The organism is Desmonostoc muscorum LEGE 12446 (assembly GCF_015207005.2).
GTDB classification, from domain to species: Bacteria; Cyanobacteriota; Cyanobacteriia; order Cyanobacteriales; family Nostocaceae; genus Nostoc; species Nostoc muscorum.
In genome coordinates, this window is the sequence record NZ_JADEXS020000001.1 from 5,317,711 (window position 1) to 5,335,277 (window position 17,567).

Here is a 17,567-nt window from a genome sequence, read left to right on the forward strand (position 1 = left end):
TTCTTGCTAACCATCTTGACAAATCCTGTTTGAAATGGAATGAAACAGCCCTGCCTCATCTCCCCAGTCCCCAGTCCCCAGTCCCCACTCCCCTTTACACCAAGTAACTCGTATTAGGCACAATCGCAAAGAAGGCATACTCATACCAAGCAGTCCAGATGAAACTGCGAATCCATCGCTGACGCTTTTCGGGACTCAATTCATACTCAAACGCCCCACGTGCAGGATCGATAGAAGATAGGTGAGAGTTGCAACCGCAGCCGTGTTGATAGGTAAAACCATATTTTGAGGCAATACTTTGCACCTTCATCTGAATAGCAAATACCTTGCCTGCATGGAGTATGGCATCCCAAGCACGCTTGTGTTCTATATCACGGGGGTCAAATCGTAAGGCACGTTCTTCAAAAACATGATCGCGGTAAATTGGTGCTAAATGCACATGATAGAAACTAGCAGGCAGTTCATAACCAAATTCATTGAATAAATCTATACCAATACGAGCTACTTTTACTTCCTCGGCATACTCGATTCCCTTTGACTCCACATCGCGGAGAATTTCTGCAAAATTTGGATAGCTGTCTTTCCTAAAGTCTTGTCCAAAAAATTCCAGGGTTTCCCATGCTAGCTGTGCAAATATTTGGGAGAATGACGGTATTAAGTGAGCTAGTTGGGGGCGATCGCTAAACAAGTCAACGTCACCATGCTCTAATTTGTATAGAAATAACTGTGCCATCTCAACATAAGTTTGCGGATGGGGAAGTCCCACACTCGTGGTTCCTCTCGCAATCTCTTGCCATGTAGGGGGTAGTTGAGAAACGTGAACCGCATTTTCTCCGGCAATGACTGCAACACGAGGATATTCGAGAAGTTGCATCGACAATCTCCATTTAAGACTTTAATGTGTAATTTACCCTAAGTAATGCCTTCTTTATGTTCTCGACAGAATTAAAAAATGTTTGACAGACTGTCTTAGGGGAGTGGGGAGTGGGGAGTGGGGATTGGGGATTGGGGACTGGGGATTGGGGAGTGGGGATTGGGGACTGGGGATTGGGGACTGGGGATTGGGGACTGGGAAAGATGAGGGTAATGCCCAATGCCCAATGCCCATCTACTCAATTTTCAAGTTGAAAGGTAAGCGGGCATATATTCCCTGTGGGTCGTTCATTTTTTGGAGAATTTGGATTTCTTGTTGGAGTTTTTGGAATTCAGCAGTGAGGGGATTAGATTGTTTGGGTTGCGTTGACTCAATTCCTAAATTATTCCGCACTTCTTGAGTTGCTTGCCCAAAAAAGCGTTCTCCGAAGCTGCTAAAGCGGGGATATTCTTGCAATTCCCAATCTTCTTCTAGTTTCGCTTCTTTGGCAGCATAGGCGATCGCACTATTCAAACCGCCAATTTCATCCACCAAACCAATTTCCTTAGCCGCCACACCTGACCAAACCCGTCCTTGGGCAATTTCTGCTACTTTTTGTTCTGGGAGTTTCCGACCTTGGGAAACTTTATTGAGAAACATGTTATAAATCCGGTCAACACTGCGTTGATAAAGCGCTAATTCTGGGGCTGATTTCGGGCGAGAAACTGTTTGAGAATCAGCATAGCGCCCGGTTTTCACTGAATCCCAGGTGATACCGTTGTCATTTGCCAACTTTTGCCCATTAAATAGTATGCCAAACACCCCAATTGAACCTGTAATTGTATTTGGTTCGGCAAAAATCCGGTTAGAGTCGCTAGCAATCCAGTAACCACCAGAGGCGGCGGTATCACCCATTGATACTACAACTGGTTTTTCTTGGCGAGTTAATTTCACTTCTCGCTGCATGACTTCGGCTGCGGTGGCGCTACCACCAGGGCTATTAATTCGCAGAACAATTGCTTTTACATCTTTATCTTGTCGCAGTCTATTAAAGATTTTCGCAAAGCGATCGCCTCCTACTTCGCCATCTTCACCTATACCATCGACAATCTCGCCTTCAGCATAAACAACGGCAATTTTATTTTTTGAGTCGCGTTCTACACCCAAAGATTTGCCGGAAACTTGTGAGTAGTCATTCAAGTTAATTTGGCGGAATGTTTTGTCTTCTTTGTCGGTATCTGTAAGCTTTTTTAGGTCACTCACTACTTCATCAGCGTATGCTATTTGGTCTACCAAACCGCTGGTTTTGGCTTGTGTTGCTTCTAATAATGCCTGATTATCTGCGATCGCCTGTAGCTGTTCCGGTTGAATTTTCCGGCTGGCACCGACAGCATTGCGCCATTCTCCCCAAACATCATCCAATAATTTCTGAGTTTGTTCGCGGTTTTCTGGACTTAGCTTTGTGAGGATCAACGGTTCAACAGCTCCCTTAAATTTCCCTACCCGCACGACTTGAACCCCAATACCATACTTTTGCAATGCTCCCGTTAAGAACATTAGTTGCGAACTCAACCCGTTGACTTCCATTAATCCCAACGGGTTAAGGATGATGGAGTTTGCCGCTGAACTCAGATAATATTCCTTTTCAGTCCAATTACTGCCATAGGCAACAATCTTTTTGCCACCAGCGCGGAATTCCTCTAAAGCTTTGCGGATTTCTTTCAGAGAGGCGTAGCCGATATCACCAGTTTCCCTTGTGCTGCTCGCATCCAGATAGATACCCACAATTCGCGGATCGCGCCGCGCCTTTTCCAAGGTTTCCACAACTTTGCGGAGTGTCATTCTCTCTTCACCCACACCTGAGAGTGCATTCTGAAAGAATTCGCCAGAATTGGGTTCCCCGTCAGTAATTTTCATCGACAAGTCAAAAACTAGCATTGACTTATCTTTCACTTCTGGCCCAGTATCTTTAGAGGATGTAGCAGCCAACAGCAGCACGAACAGTCCAGTTGTTCCCAGACCGCAGAAAACAATTAGTCCTAGTAAGGTGCCAATTAAACTAGCAAAAGTTTGTTTAAAAAAGTTAGTCATATCTTGTAAATCTATGTTCTACTGGTTTATTCATTTTCTTATAAGTAGCATTTAAGTAGCAGCTTGTCTTCTTTGGCTATCAAAAATCAGGACACTCAGTAATAGACCTACCTTGAAAATAGGGACTGGGGACTGGGGATTGGGGACTGGGAAAGAGATATTTTCATTCCTTTCTTGTGCTCGCGTAGGAAGTACTTTTGTGGCTGTTTTGTAACTCTGTGCGTTCTCATGCCGCACATGCGCTGGGTCAAATCGGCAAAAAAACTTTTAGTTTGGTCACTACTCTTGCCCAATTGATTAACCAACACCAGGATTCAAAATATGTTGGAAATGGAATTGATTTGCTGTGGGATTTAGTGTGTGGGTAGATAAAGTTACCGAAATAATTACGAATTACGAATTACGAATTACGAATTATTTTATTCTATGCGCTGTAAACCATCAGAGTGCTTTAACTGATACAAGGTCGCATTGCCTGTGCAAAATAATACTGTGGTGATTTCGGCAATTAATACCTCAGCGAGTTCGGCAACTGCTGTCTCTGATACTGCTGCTGCTTTCAGGAAGGGCATTGCTAAACCAGCGATGTCTGCTCCCAAGGCGATCGCCATTGCTGCATCTAGTCCATGACGCAAGCCTCCCGAAGCAATTAAGGGCACATCTGGGGCGATCGCTCGAATACTGGTAATGCACTCTGCTGTCGGTAAACCCCAATCGGCAAATGTCCTGCCTAAGCGACGTTGCAAGGGATTTTCAGCTCGTTCGCTTTCCACCTTCGCCCATGAAGTACCACCAGCACCAGCGACATCAATGGCTGTGACTCCAGCATCTAAGAGTTTTTTGGCGATCGCACCTGAAATCCCATTACCCACTTCTTTCGCAATTACTGGTACTGGAATTTTGGAGCATATTTTAGAAATATTGTCAAGCAAACCCTTAAAATTAGTATCACCTTTGGGTTGAATGCACTCTTGTAGGGGGTTAATGTGTAAAATCAATGCATCAGCCTCTAGAATCTCGACTACCCGCAAACATTCATCTAAGCCATATTTATAGTTAAGTTGCACAGCGCCCAAGTTGGCAAATAGCAGAACATCCGGCGCATACTTGCGGACAGCAAAAGTATCAGCTACCTGGGGTTTTTCGACGGCTACTCGCTGGGAACCGACACCCATTGCAATTTTGTAGTGTTGGGCGACTTCGGCCAGGCGTTGGTTAATGATTCCTGCTTGTTCGGTTCCTCCAGTCATGGAAGAAATTAATAAAGGTGCGCCGAGGTGTTTACCCAAAAAAGTTGTACTGATGTCAATGTCGCTGTGATCTAATTCTGGTAAGCAACAATGGGTGAACCGATAGCGTTCTAGTCCATTAGTAACTTCATGACACTGGACATCTTCTTCTAAGCAGATGCGAATGTGATCGGCTTTGCGATTTTGAGTTTGGGCGGAGACGTTGCTAGGGGCGTTCACTGGTGATGATGATTTGTTTGGTTGCGATCGCTATTGTTACATTCTTACAGCCTCAGGTATCTGCTTTGCCTACTTACTCAAAAATTCTGTGGCTGACATCAATTCGATACCATACTATATTTTAGTACATATGAACTAATTGCTGCTGGCGATCAATATAAAAGGCACAATTAAATATTATCCCGCAGCCAATTTCTAAAAGCTTGAATTGCTTGGCTGCTACCAACAACTTGACTTTGCTGGACGTATTGATTTACTAGCTCAATTATTGGAATATCTGGAAAAGTAGGACTAAAATTTGACTCTACATATTTTCCACTTTGCAAGACGTTAATTTGTAAGCCTTGTTTTCCATATCGCCAAAGTTCTGGTACTCCCAAAATTTGGTAATTATCCAATTGCGTGCGAGAAGTTAAATCAATTTCTATGGCTAAGTCTGGGGGTGGATCTACACTTAAATTTATGCGATTTTTACCAATAACTACCGCTTGATTTTGAATGTAAAAACAAGTATCCGGTTCTACTCCCTGACTCATTTTTTCGTTTTTTAGAGTGGTTGAACCTAAAGCATCATAATTGATACTTAGTTCATTCAGTAAAATTTTGACTATATCGCCAATAATTTCTTTGGCTTTTTCATGTTCGGGTAAGGGAACCATAATTTCTAAAAAACCATGACTATAGGAAATTCTGGCAGCGCGATGTTCTCCTAATTCTGCCAAAATATTTTCAAATTGCTGCCAGCTAACGTCCTCAAGTAACAGTTGCTGTCCCGGTTGAATCCTCAATTGTCTTAACTCTAAAAGCATAAAGATTCATCCAACTCTTTTACTACAATATATCGACCCCGCAACACACTAATTGCCGCATTCATCCCCTGCGGACTCATTTCAAACATCGGCACAAAACGGGCAATTTTTTCGGCAGTTTAGTATAAATATTGGCAATTGCTTCTGGTGACTGATGCTGATAAATATACTCATAGGACTTACGCAAAAACTCTCTGAAACTCTTATTTCTTTGTGACGGCAGTCGCTCATGGGGGAAACCCCCAAGACCGCGCTGCCTCTCCTTTGCGTCCTTCTCTACGAGACGCTGCGCGAATGCGGTTCGTTTTTTCATGATTTTGCGTAAGTCCTAACTCATTTAAAATGGTTTTGATGCCAATACGCGAACCTTTTAAACGAATGTCGTCCGGAGCGAGAAAAGTAAAATAATCTTCGAGTTGCATAATTTAATTTTCTTAGATATAGCAATCCTAAATGAGTCATGAAAAATATAGATAAGGAAACGAACCGCATTCGCGCAGCGTCTCGTAGAGAAGAACGCAAAGTACGCAAAGAGAAGAAAGAAGAAAGAGATATATAATTTTCACAAATGATTTAGACTGCTATAGTGTACTTCACTAACTTGAAATCTGCTGTAAATATTTCTGAAAGCGATCGCCAAGTTTTTCCACTGTCAAATCCTGAGTCCAATATTCTACTAAAGCGTGACCAAATGCCCAAGCATTTTGCTCAGGTGAAGCGGAATTTTCTAACAGCAACGGCCACAAAGCTAGCAACTCAAATTTTAGCGGGTTAGGGTTACCTGTATTCAAAAGTGAGAAAAGGTCATAGGCCATTTGGAGTTTGCCAATTACAATTGGTAACTGTTCCACGGGAATTTGTTCTGCTAACAAATAAGCCAAGGTTGGAGATCCAGTTGATAGGGTAGAAATAAACTGAAGAACCGGACTTTTGAGCAGTGATGCTAATCCCTTGGTTGTTGCCATTTGGAAAGTGTACTGATCGATGATTTTCGCAGTAGCAACGGTGCGGGCTTCTAGGTTACGCAAAAACCGGGCGAGACGGAGTTGTTTTGCAGGGGCGATCGCATTTATTAATCCCAAGGATAGCGCCTCTACTCCCCAAGCAACTCGATTTGTTTTACTGTCGGCTGTCACCACTGGTAAAACTAGATTGCAAAAGTCATCCAGCAGTTTAGCGCGATATTCAGTAGCTTCACGAATGGCAATTTCCTTGGGACGATCGCCCCATTCCCAATCATAAGGCGGTTGCCATTCCCGAATCGGACGCAGACGATCTACTTGGGTGACAATTGCGATCGCCGGTAAATCTGCAATTTCCGCTTTGATGTCTTGGAGAAAGTCTACATCCATTTGCAGGGCAGGATCGAGGGCTGGAGTAGCTAACAGCAATAAATCTGCATTGATAGCATAATCAAGCACTAAATTTCGTAAGTCTGTACGGTTGACTTGTTCATAACCTGGTGTGTCCCAAAGTGTCAGACTTTCCCCGGTTTGAGACTGCCATTGGTAATTTTGAATGCGATCGGTGCTGGGCAAAACATCAACGGCTGCGAGATCCTGTTGAAATAGCGTGTTAATCAAGCTGCTTTTTCCCGAACCCGTGCGCCCCACCAGCAGAATATTCACGGGTTTTTGTTCAACCGCTTCGGCTGGTTGGGCTTGACTCAGTATTTCTTTGAGTGTTTGAGTTTTTGCCTTGGGTAGGGCTGGCGTAGTTGGAGATACTGAAATCGGTAATGCTTTACCTCCGTAGAGAGCGATCGCTTGCTTACATAAATTCCTCAGGGCAACTTCCCGGAATAATTGACTCAAATTGACCAATAATTGCTCAGTTGCGCGGTTACTGGAACCCTGGCTAACTTGTTTTGCCACCGCTGCCACCGGATTTAATAGCCACTGTGCCCAGTTCCAAGCTTTCCAGAATTTTCGAGCTGATGGTTCCAACTTCCGGTAAACTTCGTAGGCTTGGTATGCTTGCCCAACCGTTACCTGATTCAGCACAGGAGATAACTTTTGCATCCACAAATCCACATCATCCACCGTTCCACGAATCAGCCCGTAAGCTTGGGGTACGTAAATATTTAGCAGGGGATATTGAACTTGAGGATTGTAAATATGAGCGATCGCTACAACTAAATCCTGACATCGCGTCCAAAAAGTTTGCCAATCTTCCCAAAGCGGGCGATCGCTTTGTGCAGCTTGCAGAATGTCTTGCAGGGCGACTTCTGCAAGCTTTGTGGCGTCACTTCCCACTGGTACTACATTATTTTCTGCCGCCGATTCTAATTCTTGTTGGACTTCCGCCAATACAGCTTCTACCTGTTGTAAGGCGGGTTGAGTCCATTTTACTAACAGCCAACGCCAGCCAACGAATAAAACAGTGAACACAGCCCAAATCCAATTAATGCCCCACGCATGGATTTGCAAACCAGCGGATACCAGTAAGAAAATAATAATGAAAGCGATCGGCATCGCCAACACAACCCATTGCCACAGCTTTAATCGCACCATTGCCCCATACCTTTTGAGTTTTGGTAAAAATCACCCCTGTAAAAAGTTTATCGTTTTCAATTTGGGCAGGATAAAGCGATCGCTTTATGGGCTGATGTTGCTCAAGCCTGAAAGAAAGTTCTCAAAAACTTGACTTTCAGCAAATTAGTACACTCGTAGGGGCACGGCAGTGCCGTGCCCCTACACCTCGTGATATTATCTTGTACCGCATCTGAATGGGAACCAATATAAGTCTCTCCAATAACAATTTGAAGGGGAACTAATGAAAACATATTTTTATTAATTTAAAACCCGTCTAGGCGGGTTTTGTTTGTGTAGACGCGGTTTCTAACCGCCCTTTCACTTCTGAATTCTGAATTCTGACTCCTGAATTCTCCTAATTGGTTATATTTGTCCCCGTTCACGGAGATAATTTAAAACTTTTTCTAGACATTCATTTACAGTTTCTTTGTGAGTTTTGAGAGTTATATCTGGGTTTAAAGGCGGTTCATAGGGAGAAGAAATTCCAGTAAATTCCGGAATTTCTCCAGCTAAAGCTTTTTTATACAAACCTTTGACATCCCTTGTGATACAAACTTCCAAAGGAGTATCAATAAAAATTTCGATAAAATTGGGTATTTGAAGTTTGAGTTGTTCGCGGGAATCTCGATTAGGAGAAATTAAAGCCACAACGGTATTGATGCCATGTTTATTTAAAAGTCCACAAACAAAGCCAACTCTAGCAACATTGGTATTTCTATCCTCACGAGAAAAACCTAACCCTTTAGAAAGATTAGTGCGGATGACATCACCATCTAAATATTCACACGGAAGTGATAATTGCTCTAATGCTTGAGTTATTTCTATTCCTAGAGTTGACTTTCCTGCGCCGGATAATCCAGTTAACCAACAAGTGAAACCTGGTGATTTCAAGTCTTTCATTTTTGTAAAATATATTCTTATTTACAATCTGAATATTCAATTTAATTTAACATGCGATCGCCATACCCTTGATTTACAGCATATTTCAAGTTATGAAGTACACTATCTAGGTCTGGTAGCTAGGCACAGAGCCGATTCTGACTCCTGAATTTTGCTGTTAAAATAATCTGGTTCATTTTTCGGAAAATCGCTGTAAAATGTGCTATTACAAAAATCTATTAGTTAAAAGAATGAACGTTGATTTGAGTAATCGCTACGAGCAAAATATTTTGATTCAAGCCATACATACTGCTGTTAAAGGCAGAGCAAGATATAAAGTAAGTGGACTGAAGCATTCCCAAAGTCTCGAAAACTACATAAAAACCAGATTATCACAGGAAAAAACAATCGCCGAATTTCAAGTGAATCATTTGACAGGAAATGTTCTGGTGATTTTTCATCAAGATTTCAGTCCAAATGCGATCGCCTTAATTCTCCAAAATATTGTCTTAGATTATACAAAGTTCTTCAAAAAACTACTTATCAATAAAATTGATACCAACGAAAAGGCTAAAACTTTACCTATATATACAGTAAACAATCAGCTTATTCAGTTATCTGGGGCTATTTTTTCCCTAGCATTTTGTAGTGCATTGCTACACAGATATGGCCTCGATCGCAGTATTTTGCTAGCAATACAAAAGCTGCATACTCCACTACTAGATCAGCTAATGCTGAGTATAACTTTTTTTGGTGAACCACTGGTTTTACTATTAATTAGTTTAGGAGTAGAAATTAATTGGTTATATAATAATCGTCGCTGGCAAGCAACTACTTTGGGTATAGCTACTAGTAGTGCAATGGTTATAATTTATGTGCTGAAAATACTTTTTGGTAGGCCGCGTCCAGCACTGTGGAAGTGGATTATTAATGTAGGTCACCCTAGCTTTCCCAGTGGTCACGCCATGCTGTCTTTAGTAGTTTACGGTCTCATAGCCTATATTTTTGCAAAGCAATTTCCTCAATGGCAAAAACCAATTTTCAGCTTGACTACTATCTTAATTATTGCCATCGGTTTTAGTCGGCTTTATCTAGGCGTTCACTGGCCTACTGATGTCTTCGTTGGCTATGCTGTAGGTTTATTATGTTTAGTTGCCTGCATTCTTACTCTCGAACTAGAGCAAAAATATCGTGCTTATCAGTAAATTGTTTGCCGATGAATTCAGCGCGATCGCTAATGATTTACTAATAAAGTCAAAAGCTAATATTCAATTTATTTTTCTTTTGCCCGACTCAGTGAATACCCTGTTTTTGTGTGTATATTTTAATATAAGCTTAACATTATGTTTATAATTCCTGCATTTAAATTAGCTAAACTTCACATTTTAGAGTAAAATTTATTTCTTCACCCTTAATCAAGGAATATCGCATTTGTCTTCATTATTTCTTAAATGCAATTTCATTGATTATACCATTGTAGTAACAGCATAAAAAACTGATATTAGAAAAGTACTAGCAAAACATAGTTTCTTGAATCATGAATAAAAAATGGGCTGTTAAACGATTTACAATCAATCTGGCATCAGAAGAGGCACAGAAGCTTGAGCAATACTGCTCAACTACAGGTAGACCGGCAACCGACGTAATTCGGGAGTTAATTCGCTCTCTTTCTACTAATGAGGAAAAAGTTTCTCAAAAATAGAGGGTGTCTGTTGACATAGGCAAAAGGAAATAGCCAATAGGTAAAATTAATTGCAAAATTTAAAGCCTCTCCCCTTCTAGGGGAGAGGTTTTACACATACTAGATTACGACAGATAGATTCATACAAGCCAGATACACAAAGCAATTCTCAATCCAAAATCCAAAATCTAAAATCCAAAATGGTTTAGCTCTCCCTACTCTTTCAAGGGCAGGTTTTCCTCAATTCAGTCCCAAAACCTGATTTTTGCGTTCAAAATTTTTCCCCCCATCCTCGCGTCCCCCTGTCAGTCCTACTTAATAAATCTTCAATTGAACCTGATATTAGAGGGGGATCGCACGATTTTTTGCAGCGATGCCAAACCTGGATACGAGTGGCCAGTGAATAGTATTGCTTGAATTTTGACATGAAAGGCGATCGCTACAAGGTCTATCCATCAGATACTAGGCAAGTCTCCTTCAGGTAAAATATTATCTATACTGAGTACCCACGGTATACCTTTGTCAACTGGAGAACTGACAGTAATTCTAGCTCTATTGGTAAACTGTTTTAACTTCTCAGCAAAATGGGGAACAGTTTTCATGATGTTGCGATAACTTTCCATATCGTGACAAATCATAATTAATGTCAGAATGCCAAAATTGATTTGAAAATACCAATGGCAACTAGATAACAAAACGCGTGTCATATTGTCGCACGCCAAGAAAAAGCTTTTTTTAGTTGCTTCTTCTAGTTGCCTGAAGAGTATTTCACTCACTCTTCTTGTTTGATCTGAAGGCAAATCATCTGGAGGTAGACAAGATTTATTCATAGAAATTTAGCCAGTGGCAAAGTACAACAATGATTTTTTGCACAAATATTGCAAAAAAAATCAGTCTTCATAGTTAGCATTATTGTTCTTGAGCGATCAGCCAGAGTAAGTCTAACCACAAGCGCGGATAAGTTTCTTTCAGATTTGACAGGGGATCGCGCATTAAGTTGTTAGCATTCAAACAAACAACCTCAACTAAACCAACGTATTCTGCTACCTCTCGAAGTAGGTTTTTCTCAGCTACTAATGCATTCATGATTCTGTCAGGACAATAAATCGCAATGTATTTTGCATGACGCATACACGTTCTGATATTCACTCTTGTTAAATAAGGTTTAGGATTAATCACCTTTACATAGCACTGACGTAGCAATTCCCAGACTCGTGGATGAGCGTGTTCAATAATTACCCTAAATTGTTGGGCTAAGTCTTCTTCGGTAATCATTATTCTCTCCATTGCTGTAAAGCAAACAACTATAAATTGCCTCTCATCTATTGCACGTTTTGGTAAATAGCGGATTGTGCAATAGATATTTGCATATTTCTTTAAGTGAAAACGGTAATTTTTAGTGAGGTAAAATTTACCCCAAAGAGCAAAATTGGTTGGTGGTATATTCTTTACGGCTGATATATAGCTGTAGTCAGATAGGTTAAGACAGTGTTAATTGCAAGAGGGCACTCATCACTTTGCTATAACTCGCCTATCAAGCATCAAATCCTAAACCAATTTCTAAAACTGTATTCAGAGTTACTTTTTACCAATAAAATTGGTAAAATCAGGATCTGAAATAAATCCTTTGTTGGCGACGGTTAGGGAGTTTTGAGTCATAATCGACAGCTAAAAAACTGCCTTCAGCAAAAAAAATTGCGCCTTGCAAGTAATTTTGCAAAATGTGTGATATTCTTTGAATATAGGGAATCAAAAGAGCGAAAGCACAGTTATATCGTCCAAGAGGAATAATATGAACTCAAAGACCGTGCTTTCGCCTTGGCAGATTTAGTTAAATCCGCTACGGCTTTTTGAAACACAGACAAGCTCAAGCCAATGAAGCAGGATAACGATCTCCGTAACAACTTGAAGTCAATTAGAACTCGCTTAGGCATGAGTCAACAAGATTTGGCAAACCTAGCTGGTGTTACCCGTCAAACTATAAGTGGTGTAGAGTCGGGACAATACGCTCCCTCAGTGGCCATCACACTCCGCCTAGCAAAATCACTTGGCTGTCAAGTAGAGGATCTATTCTGGTTAGAGCGGGATTTACCTGAAATTGAAGCAGTGCTTGCCAAACCTGTTCCTGGCGCTCAGCAGACGCGAGTCAGTCTGGCACGTGTGGGGGGACAATGGGTAGCTTATCCCTTAATTGGCAAGGATGCTTTTCGCCAAGATATGATTCCGGCTGATGGAGAGGGTGAGACTCGTACAGGTACTGATAAAGTTCGAGTCCGTCTTTTAGACGATAATTTGGACACACTCCACAACACTGTTGTGATTGCTGGCTGTGCGCCCGTGATTTCACTATGGGCGAGAGCTACCGAACGTTGGCATCCCCAACTGCGAGTCCAATTTAACTTTGCCAACAGCATGTCTGCATTGCACAGTCTATGCCGAGGTGAAGCACACATCGCTGGAATGCACCTTTATGATTCCCACACAGGTGAGTATAATACTCCCTTTGTTCGAGATGTTCTTGCAGGAAGGGAAGGAGTTTTGATTACCCTCGGTGTTTGGGAAGAAGGACTTTTAGTCAAACCTGGTAACCCGATGGGAATCAGAACAGTTAGTGATTTAGTGGAACGGGGAGCGACTATTGTTAACCGCGAAATAGGTGCTGGTACTCGTTTGCTTTTAGAACAAAAACTCGAAGAGCAACGAATACCGTTTGATGCTGTCCAAGGTTTTGACTATATTGTTCAAAGCCACCAAGATGTTGCTCAAGCAGTAGTATTAGGAGTTGCGGATGCAGGTATCAGTACAGCATCTGTAGCTACTGCCTTTGGGCTGGGATTTGTCCCTCTGCATCAATCACGATATGACTTAGTGATTCTTAAGGAATATCTCGAAGAAGCACCAGTACAGCAGTTGCTGAGTACTTTGGGACACCGGATGGTTCACTCACAATTTGAAATTTTGGGTGGCTACGACATCAGCAAAATCGGGGAAATTGTAGCAACCGTCTAGAGTAGATTGCAATTAGGGTTGGTTGGTGGTTTAGGGAAAAATTCTGCGTAAATTTGAATTCCTGTTGCAATCACTCCTTGAGAATTTTGGATTTTGGATTTTAGATTTTGGATTGGAAATTGCCTCTATTTCCAAAGAAATTATCTGATAGAGCAGAATTCAGAATTCAGAATTCAGAATTCAGAAGTAAAACGGCCTTTACCGCAGGCTTTGAGACTTAGTTGTGTACTTCACTTTCCTTGAAATCCGCTGTATCATGTCCCGCTAATCAGAAGTGAATTGAAATCTCTTCGCGTCCCCTTGTTTCCCCTTCAGTCTAAGCAATAAGTTTTCAACCAGATTTGATATGACTGAGAGTCTGGTAATACTTCCAATATTCCTAGAGCAGGATTTCACAAGAAGCATATCTGCTTCTATACATTGGCAGCAATGTAGTGGAAGTAACAAAGGTACGGTGAACCATCACCTCAAACCGTACATTTGATGCAGTTTTGTCATTAATCAGGACAAATGACAACCAGAAATGCGATCGCTATTCCTCTGTATTCAATACTAAATCGTTTTGTTGTAGAGCTTGGTGGGCGTTGGCGTAGCCTCTCGCAGAGAAGCCCGCCGTAGGAATCGCCTCCAGCGACTGCTCACAACTGTAACTCTACAGTGTGAACACAAAACCCAATCAAAAGACCCACCAAACAAACAATTGCAGGAAAAATCAATGATTCACCCAGTGAATCAAATGGTCACAGCCAATGAATGGCTCAATGGATGGAAATGCATTTGAAGTATTTATCCAAAAATGTTTGCTTCCTCAATTATGGGTAGGTGCCGTAGTTGTTATGGATAATGTGCCATCTCACAAAGTAGCTTCGATTGAACCATTGATTCAATCAAAGGGTGCTAGTGTTCTCAATATGTCGCCGTATTCTCCTGATTTTAATCCGATTGAACTTTGGTGGTCGCAACTTAAATCTTTTTTACGTCAATTCTCTCCAACCACAACAAAAATGCTTGATATTCTGATTGCAACGGCTCTTGATTTGATTAATCCTAAACATCTAAAAAACTGGTTTACAGACTGTTGCTACTGTACTTCATGAACCTGCAATCTGCTGTAGTCGTTTTGCCAGCTTATGGTAAGCTGACAAGAACTCAAAAATTGCGGATTTTTGTCCCTTAATTTATCCAACAAACACTCGTTAATTTAAACTCTGCTCAGAGAAAATAAAAATAAAGCAGACATTGAGTGAAAATGATATTGAGGAAGATGTGAACCTAAGTCCGAAGTTAACAGAAGTTCTCTACTGAGAATTTCACAAAATATTACATTGTCAAGAATATCGTGTTGTATCCTTTATATATTAGGCATTAGCTGTGAGAGCGATCGCATAATTCAACAAAGGCTAAATTCTGCTGGTTTATGCCTTGGAAGTAACTCTAGCATCAGGTTTTCAAACAAGCCAACTTTTGTCAAATAAACTTCATATCATTTGAGAAACTTTTGGTTAAGCAAAGTAGGGTTTTGGCGATCGCACCATTGAATGCATTAATTACAACAACCGTCAAGTATCATGAGTGCGATCGCTGTTAATCAGAAATTTAAATTTTTTCCAAGTAGGCGATCGCATTATAATCAGGAACACCTTCGAGCGATCGCTTAGTTCTATCTAATAGTACATTTCCCTCTGGCCAATGTACTTGCAAGTTGCCTGACTGAATTGGTGCAATATAAACTTGCCCTGGCAACTCGCCTAACTCATTTTTCAGAATTACTTTATCCCCTTCTTTTAAACCCAACTTTGCCGCATCACCAGCATTCATTAACACCGCCTCTCGCACTGCGCCGGTAATTGCATCTCTGCGTTCCTGCACCATACTATTAAATTGTTTGCCTCGGCGGGTTGCTACGAAAAAACAGCCTTCTGGTAATTCTCGCTGGGGTGGCAATAATACCCCAAAGTGTGCCTTCCCATCCGCTGTGGGAAAGTTCCAGCCAAAGCACAAATGTGAACCACCATATTGAAACTGGTCACCAGGTTGCTGCAAGTGTTGAATACCAGCATACTGGGGGACAGCTTGGGCAATTTCTTGACGCATTGCAGATGTATTAGCAAAAACCAATTTGTCTGCTAAATCTGGTTTGACGCGTCTTGCCAATTCCAAAAACACTTGCCATTCTGGACGCGCTTCGCCAATACGTGGCCCTGGAATTTCTGGGCTGAAAATTACCCGGCGTTCGGTGTTAGTTTCTGTAACTCCCCCTGGTATTTCGTAGCGAGTCGTGGCAGGTAAAAGCACTACAGTATCAGCGGGTTCCACTAACATCTGGCTGGACAGAACAATATCCATATGCACCCGCAACGGTATTTGCTTGAGGGCAGCTTCCACATAATCTGGTTCTGGGAGTACTTCTAGGAAATTTCCCCCCACGGAAAATAACACATCTAATTGTCCCTGATGTGCGGCGTTAATCATTTCTGGAGCAATTAAACCTTTAGTTGCTGGCACTTCAAAGCCCCAAAGCTGACTGAATTGGGCAGCATGTTCTGGGGTGATGGGTTTACCACCAGGAAATACAGTGGCGTAACATCCCATTTCTGCACCACCCTGCACCCCAGAGTGACCGCGAATTGGCATTAAACCGCAACCTTCCCGACCGACAAAACCTTTGGTGAGAGCTAAGTTGATAACACTTCGCACATTATCTTCACCGCACTCATGCTGGGTAATGCCCATACTCCAAACAAATACCGCTTTGTTAGCTTCCCCGACCATTTTGGCAAAGGCGTACATTTCTTCACGAGATGTGCCGGAAAGCCGTTCTAATTCTTCCCAAGATTGGCTTTCTAAAGATGCCTTTAGTTCTGCAAAGCCAGCAGTGTGTAAATTAATAAATGACTCATCTACCCAGTTGTTGGCAATTATGTGTTTAATTGTGCCATTTAAAAATGCTATGTCTCCGCCCATATTAATTAAAAAGAAGTCTTCGGCAAACTTGGTACCGAAAAGGGCACTTTCTACAATTGATGGCACCCAGTAGCGCTCCATTCCTGGTTCGCGGTAGGTGTTAATCACTACAATTTTAGTGCCAGCTTTTTTAGCATAATGCAGATATTTAACGGTAACAGGCTGATTATTGGCAACATTGGAGCCAATGAACACCAACAAATCAGTACCAATCCAGTCTTTATAAGAACAAGTAGTAGCCCCTGCACCGAGAGCGGCTTTTAACCCTGCTGTGCTGGGAGAATGACAAATCCGGGCAGCGTTATCTATATTATTGCTTCCCATTGCTCGTACAGCTTTTTGGGTAGCGTAGTAAGTTTCGTTAACGGTGCCGCGACTGGTAACATAGAAGCTCAGGCGGTCTGGTGTAGTGGCGCGGATGCGATTAGCAATTACCTCTAAAGCTTCATCCCAGTCCACACGACGAAAGCCTTGTTCACCGCGTTGACGAATCATGGGGTAAGGAAGTCTTCCCAAGTCACGCAATTGGGCACTTTTTTGCTTTTGCAACTGCGAGACATCCTCTAACAGCACGGGGTCAAAAGCTGGCATGGTATTCATCCGCAACAACCGCAACCGGACATTGCACAGATGAATGCCATCTAAAGTCCAATCTTTCATGCCGGTTGTTCCGAGAGCGCAACCATCGCAAACACCTTTATCTAGGATATTCCACGCATAGGGCAGTTGGTCACGAGATAGCCAAATTGCCCGAAATACTTCCCAATAATTGTTGGGGTACTGTTCGCCTATGCCGAAGGGCTTCCAACTTGCCCAATTTGAAGGTGTCCAGTGCTTTTTGGGTTTGGGTAACATGAGGCAGTATGTGTAAGTTGCTGGATTCTTCAAGGCTACCGTTTTGAATCGCAAATGAGTAGCAGTTAGTTAAAAATCCTTTTACTTGCTAAATGTACCAAAATCAAAAAGTCAAAGCTGCTTTTACTTGCTGAATATACCGAAATGAGAAAGCAAACTGGAGTTTGAGAAAGTCAAAGCTGCTTTTACTTGCTAAATATACTGAAATGAGAAAGCAAACTGGAGTTTGAGAAAGCAAACTGGGGTTTGAGAAAGTCAAAGCTGCTTTTACTTGCTAAATATACCGAAATGAGAAAGCAAACTGGAGTTTGAGAAAGTCAAAACTGCTTTTACTTGCTGAATATACCGAAATGAGAAAGCAAACTGGAGTTTGAGAAAGCAAACTGGGGTTTGAGAAAGTCAAAGCTGCTTTTACTTGCTAAA

13 protein-coding genes and 1 pseudogene are annotated in these 17,567 nt (G+C 41.8%); 4 read left to right on the forward strand and 10 right to left on the reverse strand.

Features of this window, described 5'->3' with window-relative positions; translation table 11 throughout:
• Positions 1-94: 94 nt before the first annotated feature.
• The 7 genes and pseudogenes from IQ276_RS22650 to cysC form a co-directional block, all read right to left on the reverse strand.
• Positions 95-874: a hypothetical protein gene (locus IQ276_RS22650; protein ID WP_190883278.1), complete on the reverse strand. Its 780-nt coding sequence runs from the start codon at positions 872-874 to the stop codon at positions 95-97.
• A 234-nt stretch (positions 875-1,108) separates the two neighbouring features.
• The gene (gene sppA / locus IQ276_RS22655) at positions 1,109-2,944 is read right to left on the reverse strand and encodes a signal peptide peptidase SppA (RefSeq protein ID WP_193920708.1); all 1,836 of its coding nucleotides are present in this window, start codon (positions 2,942-2,944) and stop codon (positions 1,109-1,111) included.
• A gap of 419 nt (positions 2,945-3,363) precedes the next feature.
• Complete coding sequence (gene fni / locus IQ276_RS22660; RefSeq protein WP_193920706.1) at positions 3,364-4,413, reverse strand: type 2 isopentenyl-diphosphate Delta-isomerase; 1,050 nt, start codon at positions 4,411-4,413, stop codon at positions 3,364-3,366.
• Positions 4,414-4,583: 170 nt separating this feature from the next.
• The gene (locus IQ276_RS22665; protein ID WP_190884581.1) at positions 4,584-5,222 is read right to left on the reverse strand and encodes a Uma2 family endonuclease; all 639 of its coding nucleotides are present in this window, start codon (positions 5,220-5,222) and stop codon (positions 4,584-4,586) included.
• Positions 5,223-5,560: 338 nt separating this feature from the next.
• Positions 5,561-5,644, reverse strand: a pseudogene (locus IQ276_RS41285) (DUF433 domain-containing protein); the annotation flags it as partial.
• A gap of 174 nt (positions 5,645-5,818) precedes the next feature.
• Entirely contained in the window at positions 5,819-7,735 is a 1,917-nt protein-coding gene (locus IQ276_RS22675; RefSeq protein WP_193920704.1) for a GTPase family protein, read from the reverse strand.
• 384 nt (positions 7,736-8,119) lie between these two features.
• Positions 8,120-8,656, reverse strand: coding sequence for an adenylyl-sulfate kinase (gene cysC, locus IQ276_RS22680; protein WP_221707111.1), 537 nt, complete (start codon positions 8,654-8,656; stop codon positions 8,120-8,122).
• Between the two features lie 230 nt (positions 8,657-8,886).
• Between cysC and IQ276_RS22685 the strand changes: the two genes are divergently transcribed.
• Together IQ276_RS22685 and IQ276_RS22690 are read left to right on the forward strand one after the other, a co-directional pair.
• Positions 8,887-9,840: a phosphatase PAP2 family protein gene (locus IQ276_RS22685; protein WP_193917821.1), complete on the forward strand. Its 954-nt coding sequence runs from the start codon at positions 8,887-8,889 to the stop codon at positions 9,838-9,840.
• Between the two features lie 332 nt (positions 9,841-10,172).
• Positions 10,173-10,337, forward strand: coding sequence for a ribbon-helix-helix domain-containing protein (locus IQ276_RS22690; protein WP_199342672.1), 165 nt, complete (start codon positions 10,173-10,175; stop codon positions 10,335-10,337).
• Positions 10,338-10,771: 434 nt separating this feature from the next.
• Here IQ276_RS22690 and IQ276_RS22695 read toward each other — a convergent pair whose 3' ends face one another.
• Together IQ276_RS22695 and IQ276_RS22700 are read right to left on the reverse strand one after the other, a co-directional pair.
• Positions 10,772-11,146 carry a hypothetical protein gene (locus tag IQ276_RS22695; protein WP_193917819.1) on the reverse strand — a complete coding sequence of 125 codons (375 nt, stop codon included), beginning with the start codon at positions 11,144-11,146 and terminating at the stop codon, positions 10,772-10,774.
• Positions 11,147-11,225: 79 nt separating this feature from the next.
• Entirely contained in the window at positions 11,226-11,591 is a 366-nt protein-coding gene (locus IQ276_RS22700) for a hypothetical protein (protein ID WP_193917817.1), read from the reverse strand.
• Between the two features lie 600 nt (positions 11,592-12,191).
• On the opposite strand from IQ276_RS22700, the gene IQ276_RS22705 reads away from it, so the two are divergent.
• A complete protein-coding gene (locus IQ276_RS22705) occupies positions 12,192-13,325 on the forward strand; it encodes an XRE family transcriptional regulator (protein ID WP_193917815.1) in 1,134 nt (377 codons plus the stop codon).
• A gap of 749 nt (positions 13,326-14,074) precedes the next feature.
• Positions 14,075-14,422, forward strand: a complete 348-nt coding sequence (locus tag IQ276_RS22710) for a transposase (protein WP_228043121.1) — start codon at positions 14,075-14,077, stop codon at positions 14,420-14,422.
• Positions 14,423-14,921: 499 nt separating this feature from the next.
• On the opposite strand, the gene IQ276_RS22715 is transcribed toward IQ276_RS22710, so the two are convergent.
• Entirely contained in the window at positions 14,922-17,144 is a 2,223-nt protein-coding gene (locus tag IQ276_RS22715) for an FdhF/YdeP family oxidoreductase (protein WP_193917822.1), read from the reverse strand.
• Positions 17,145-17,567: the final 423 nt, after the last annotated feature.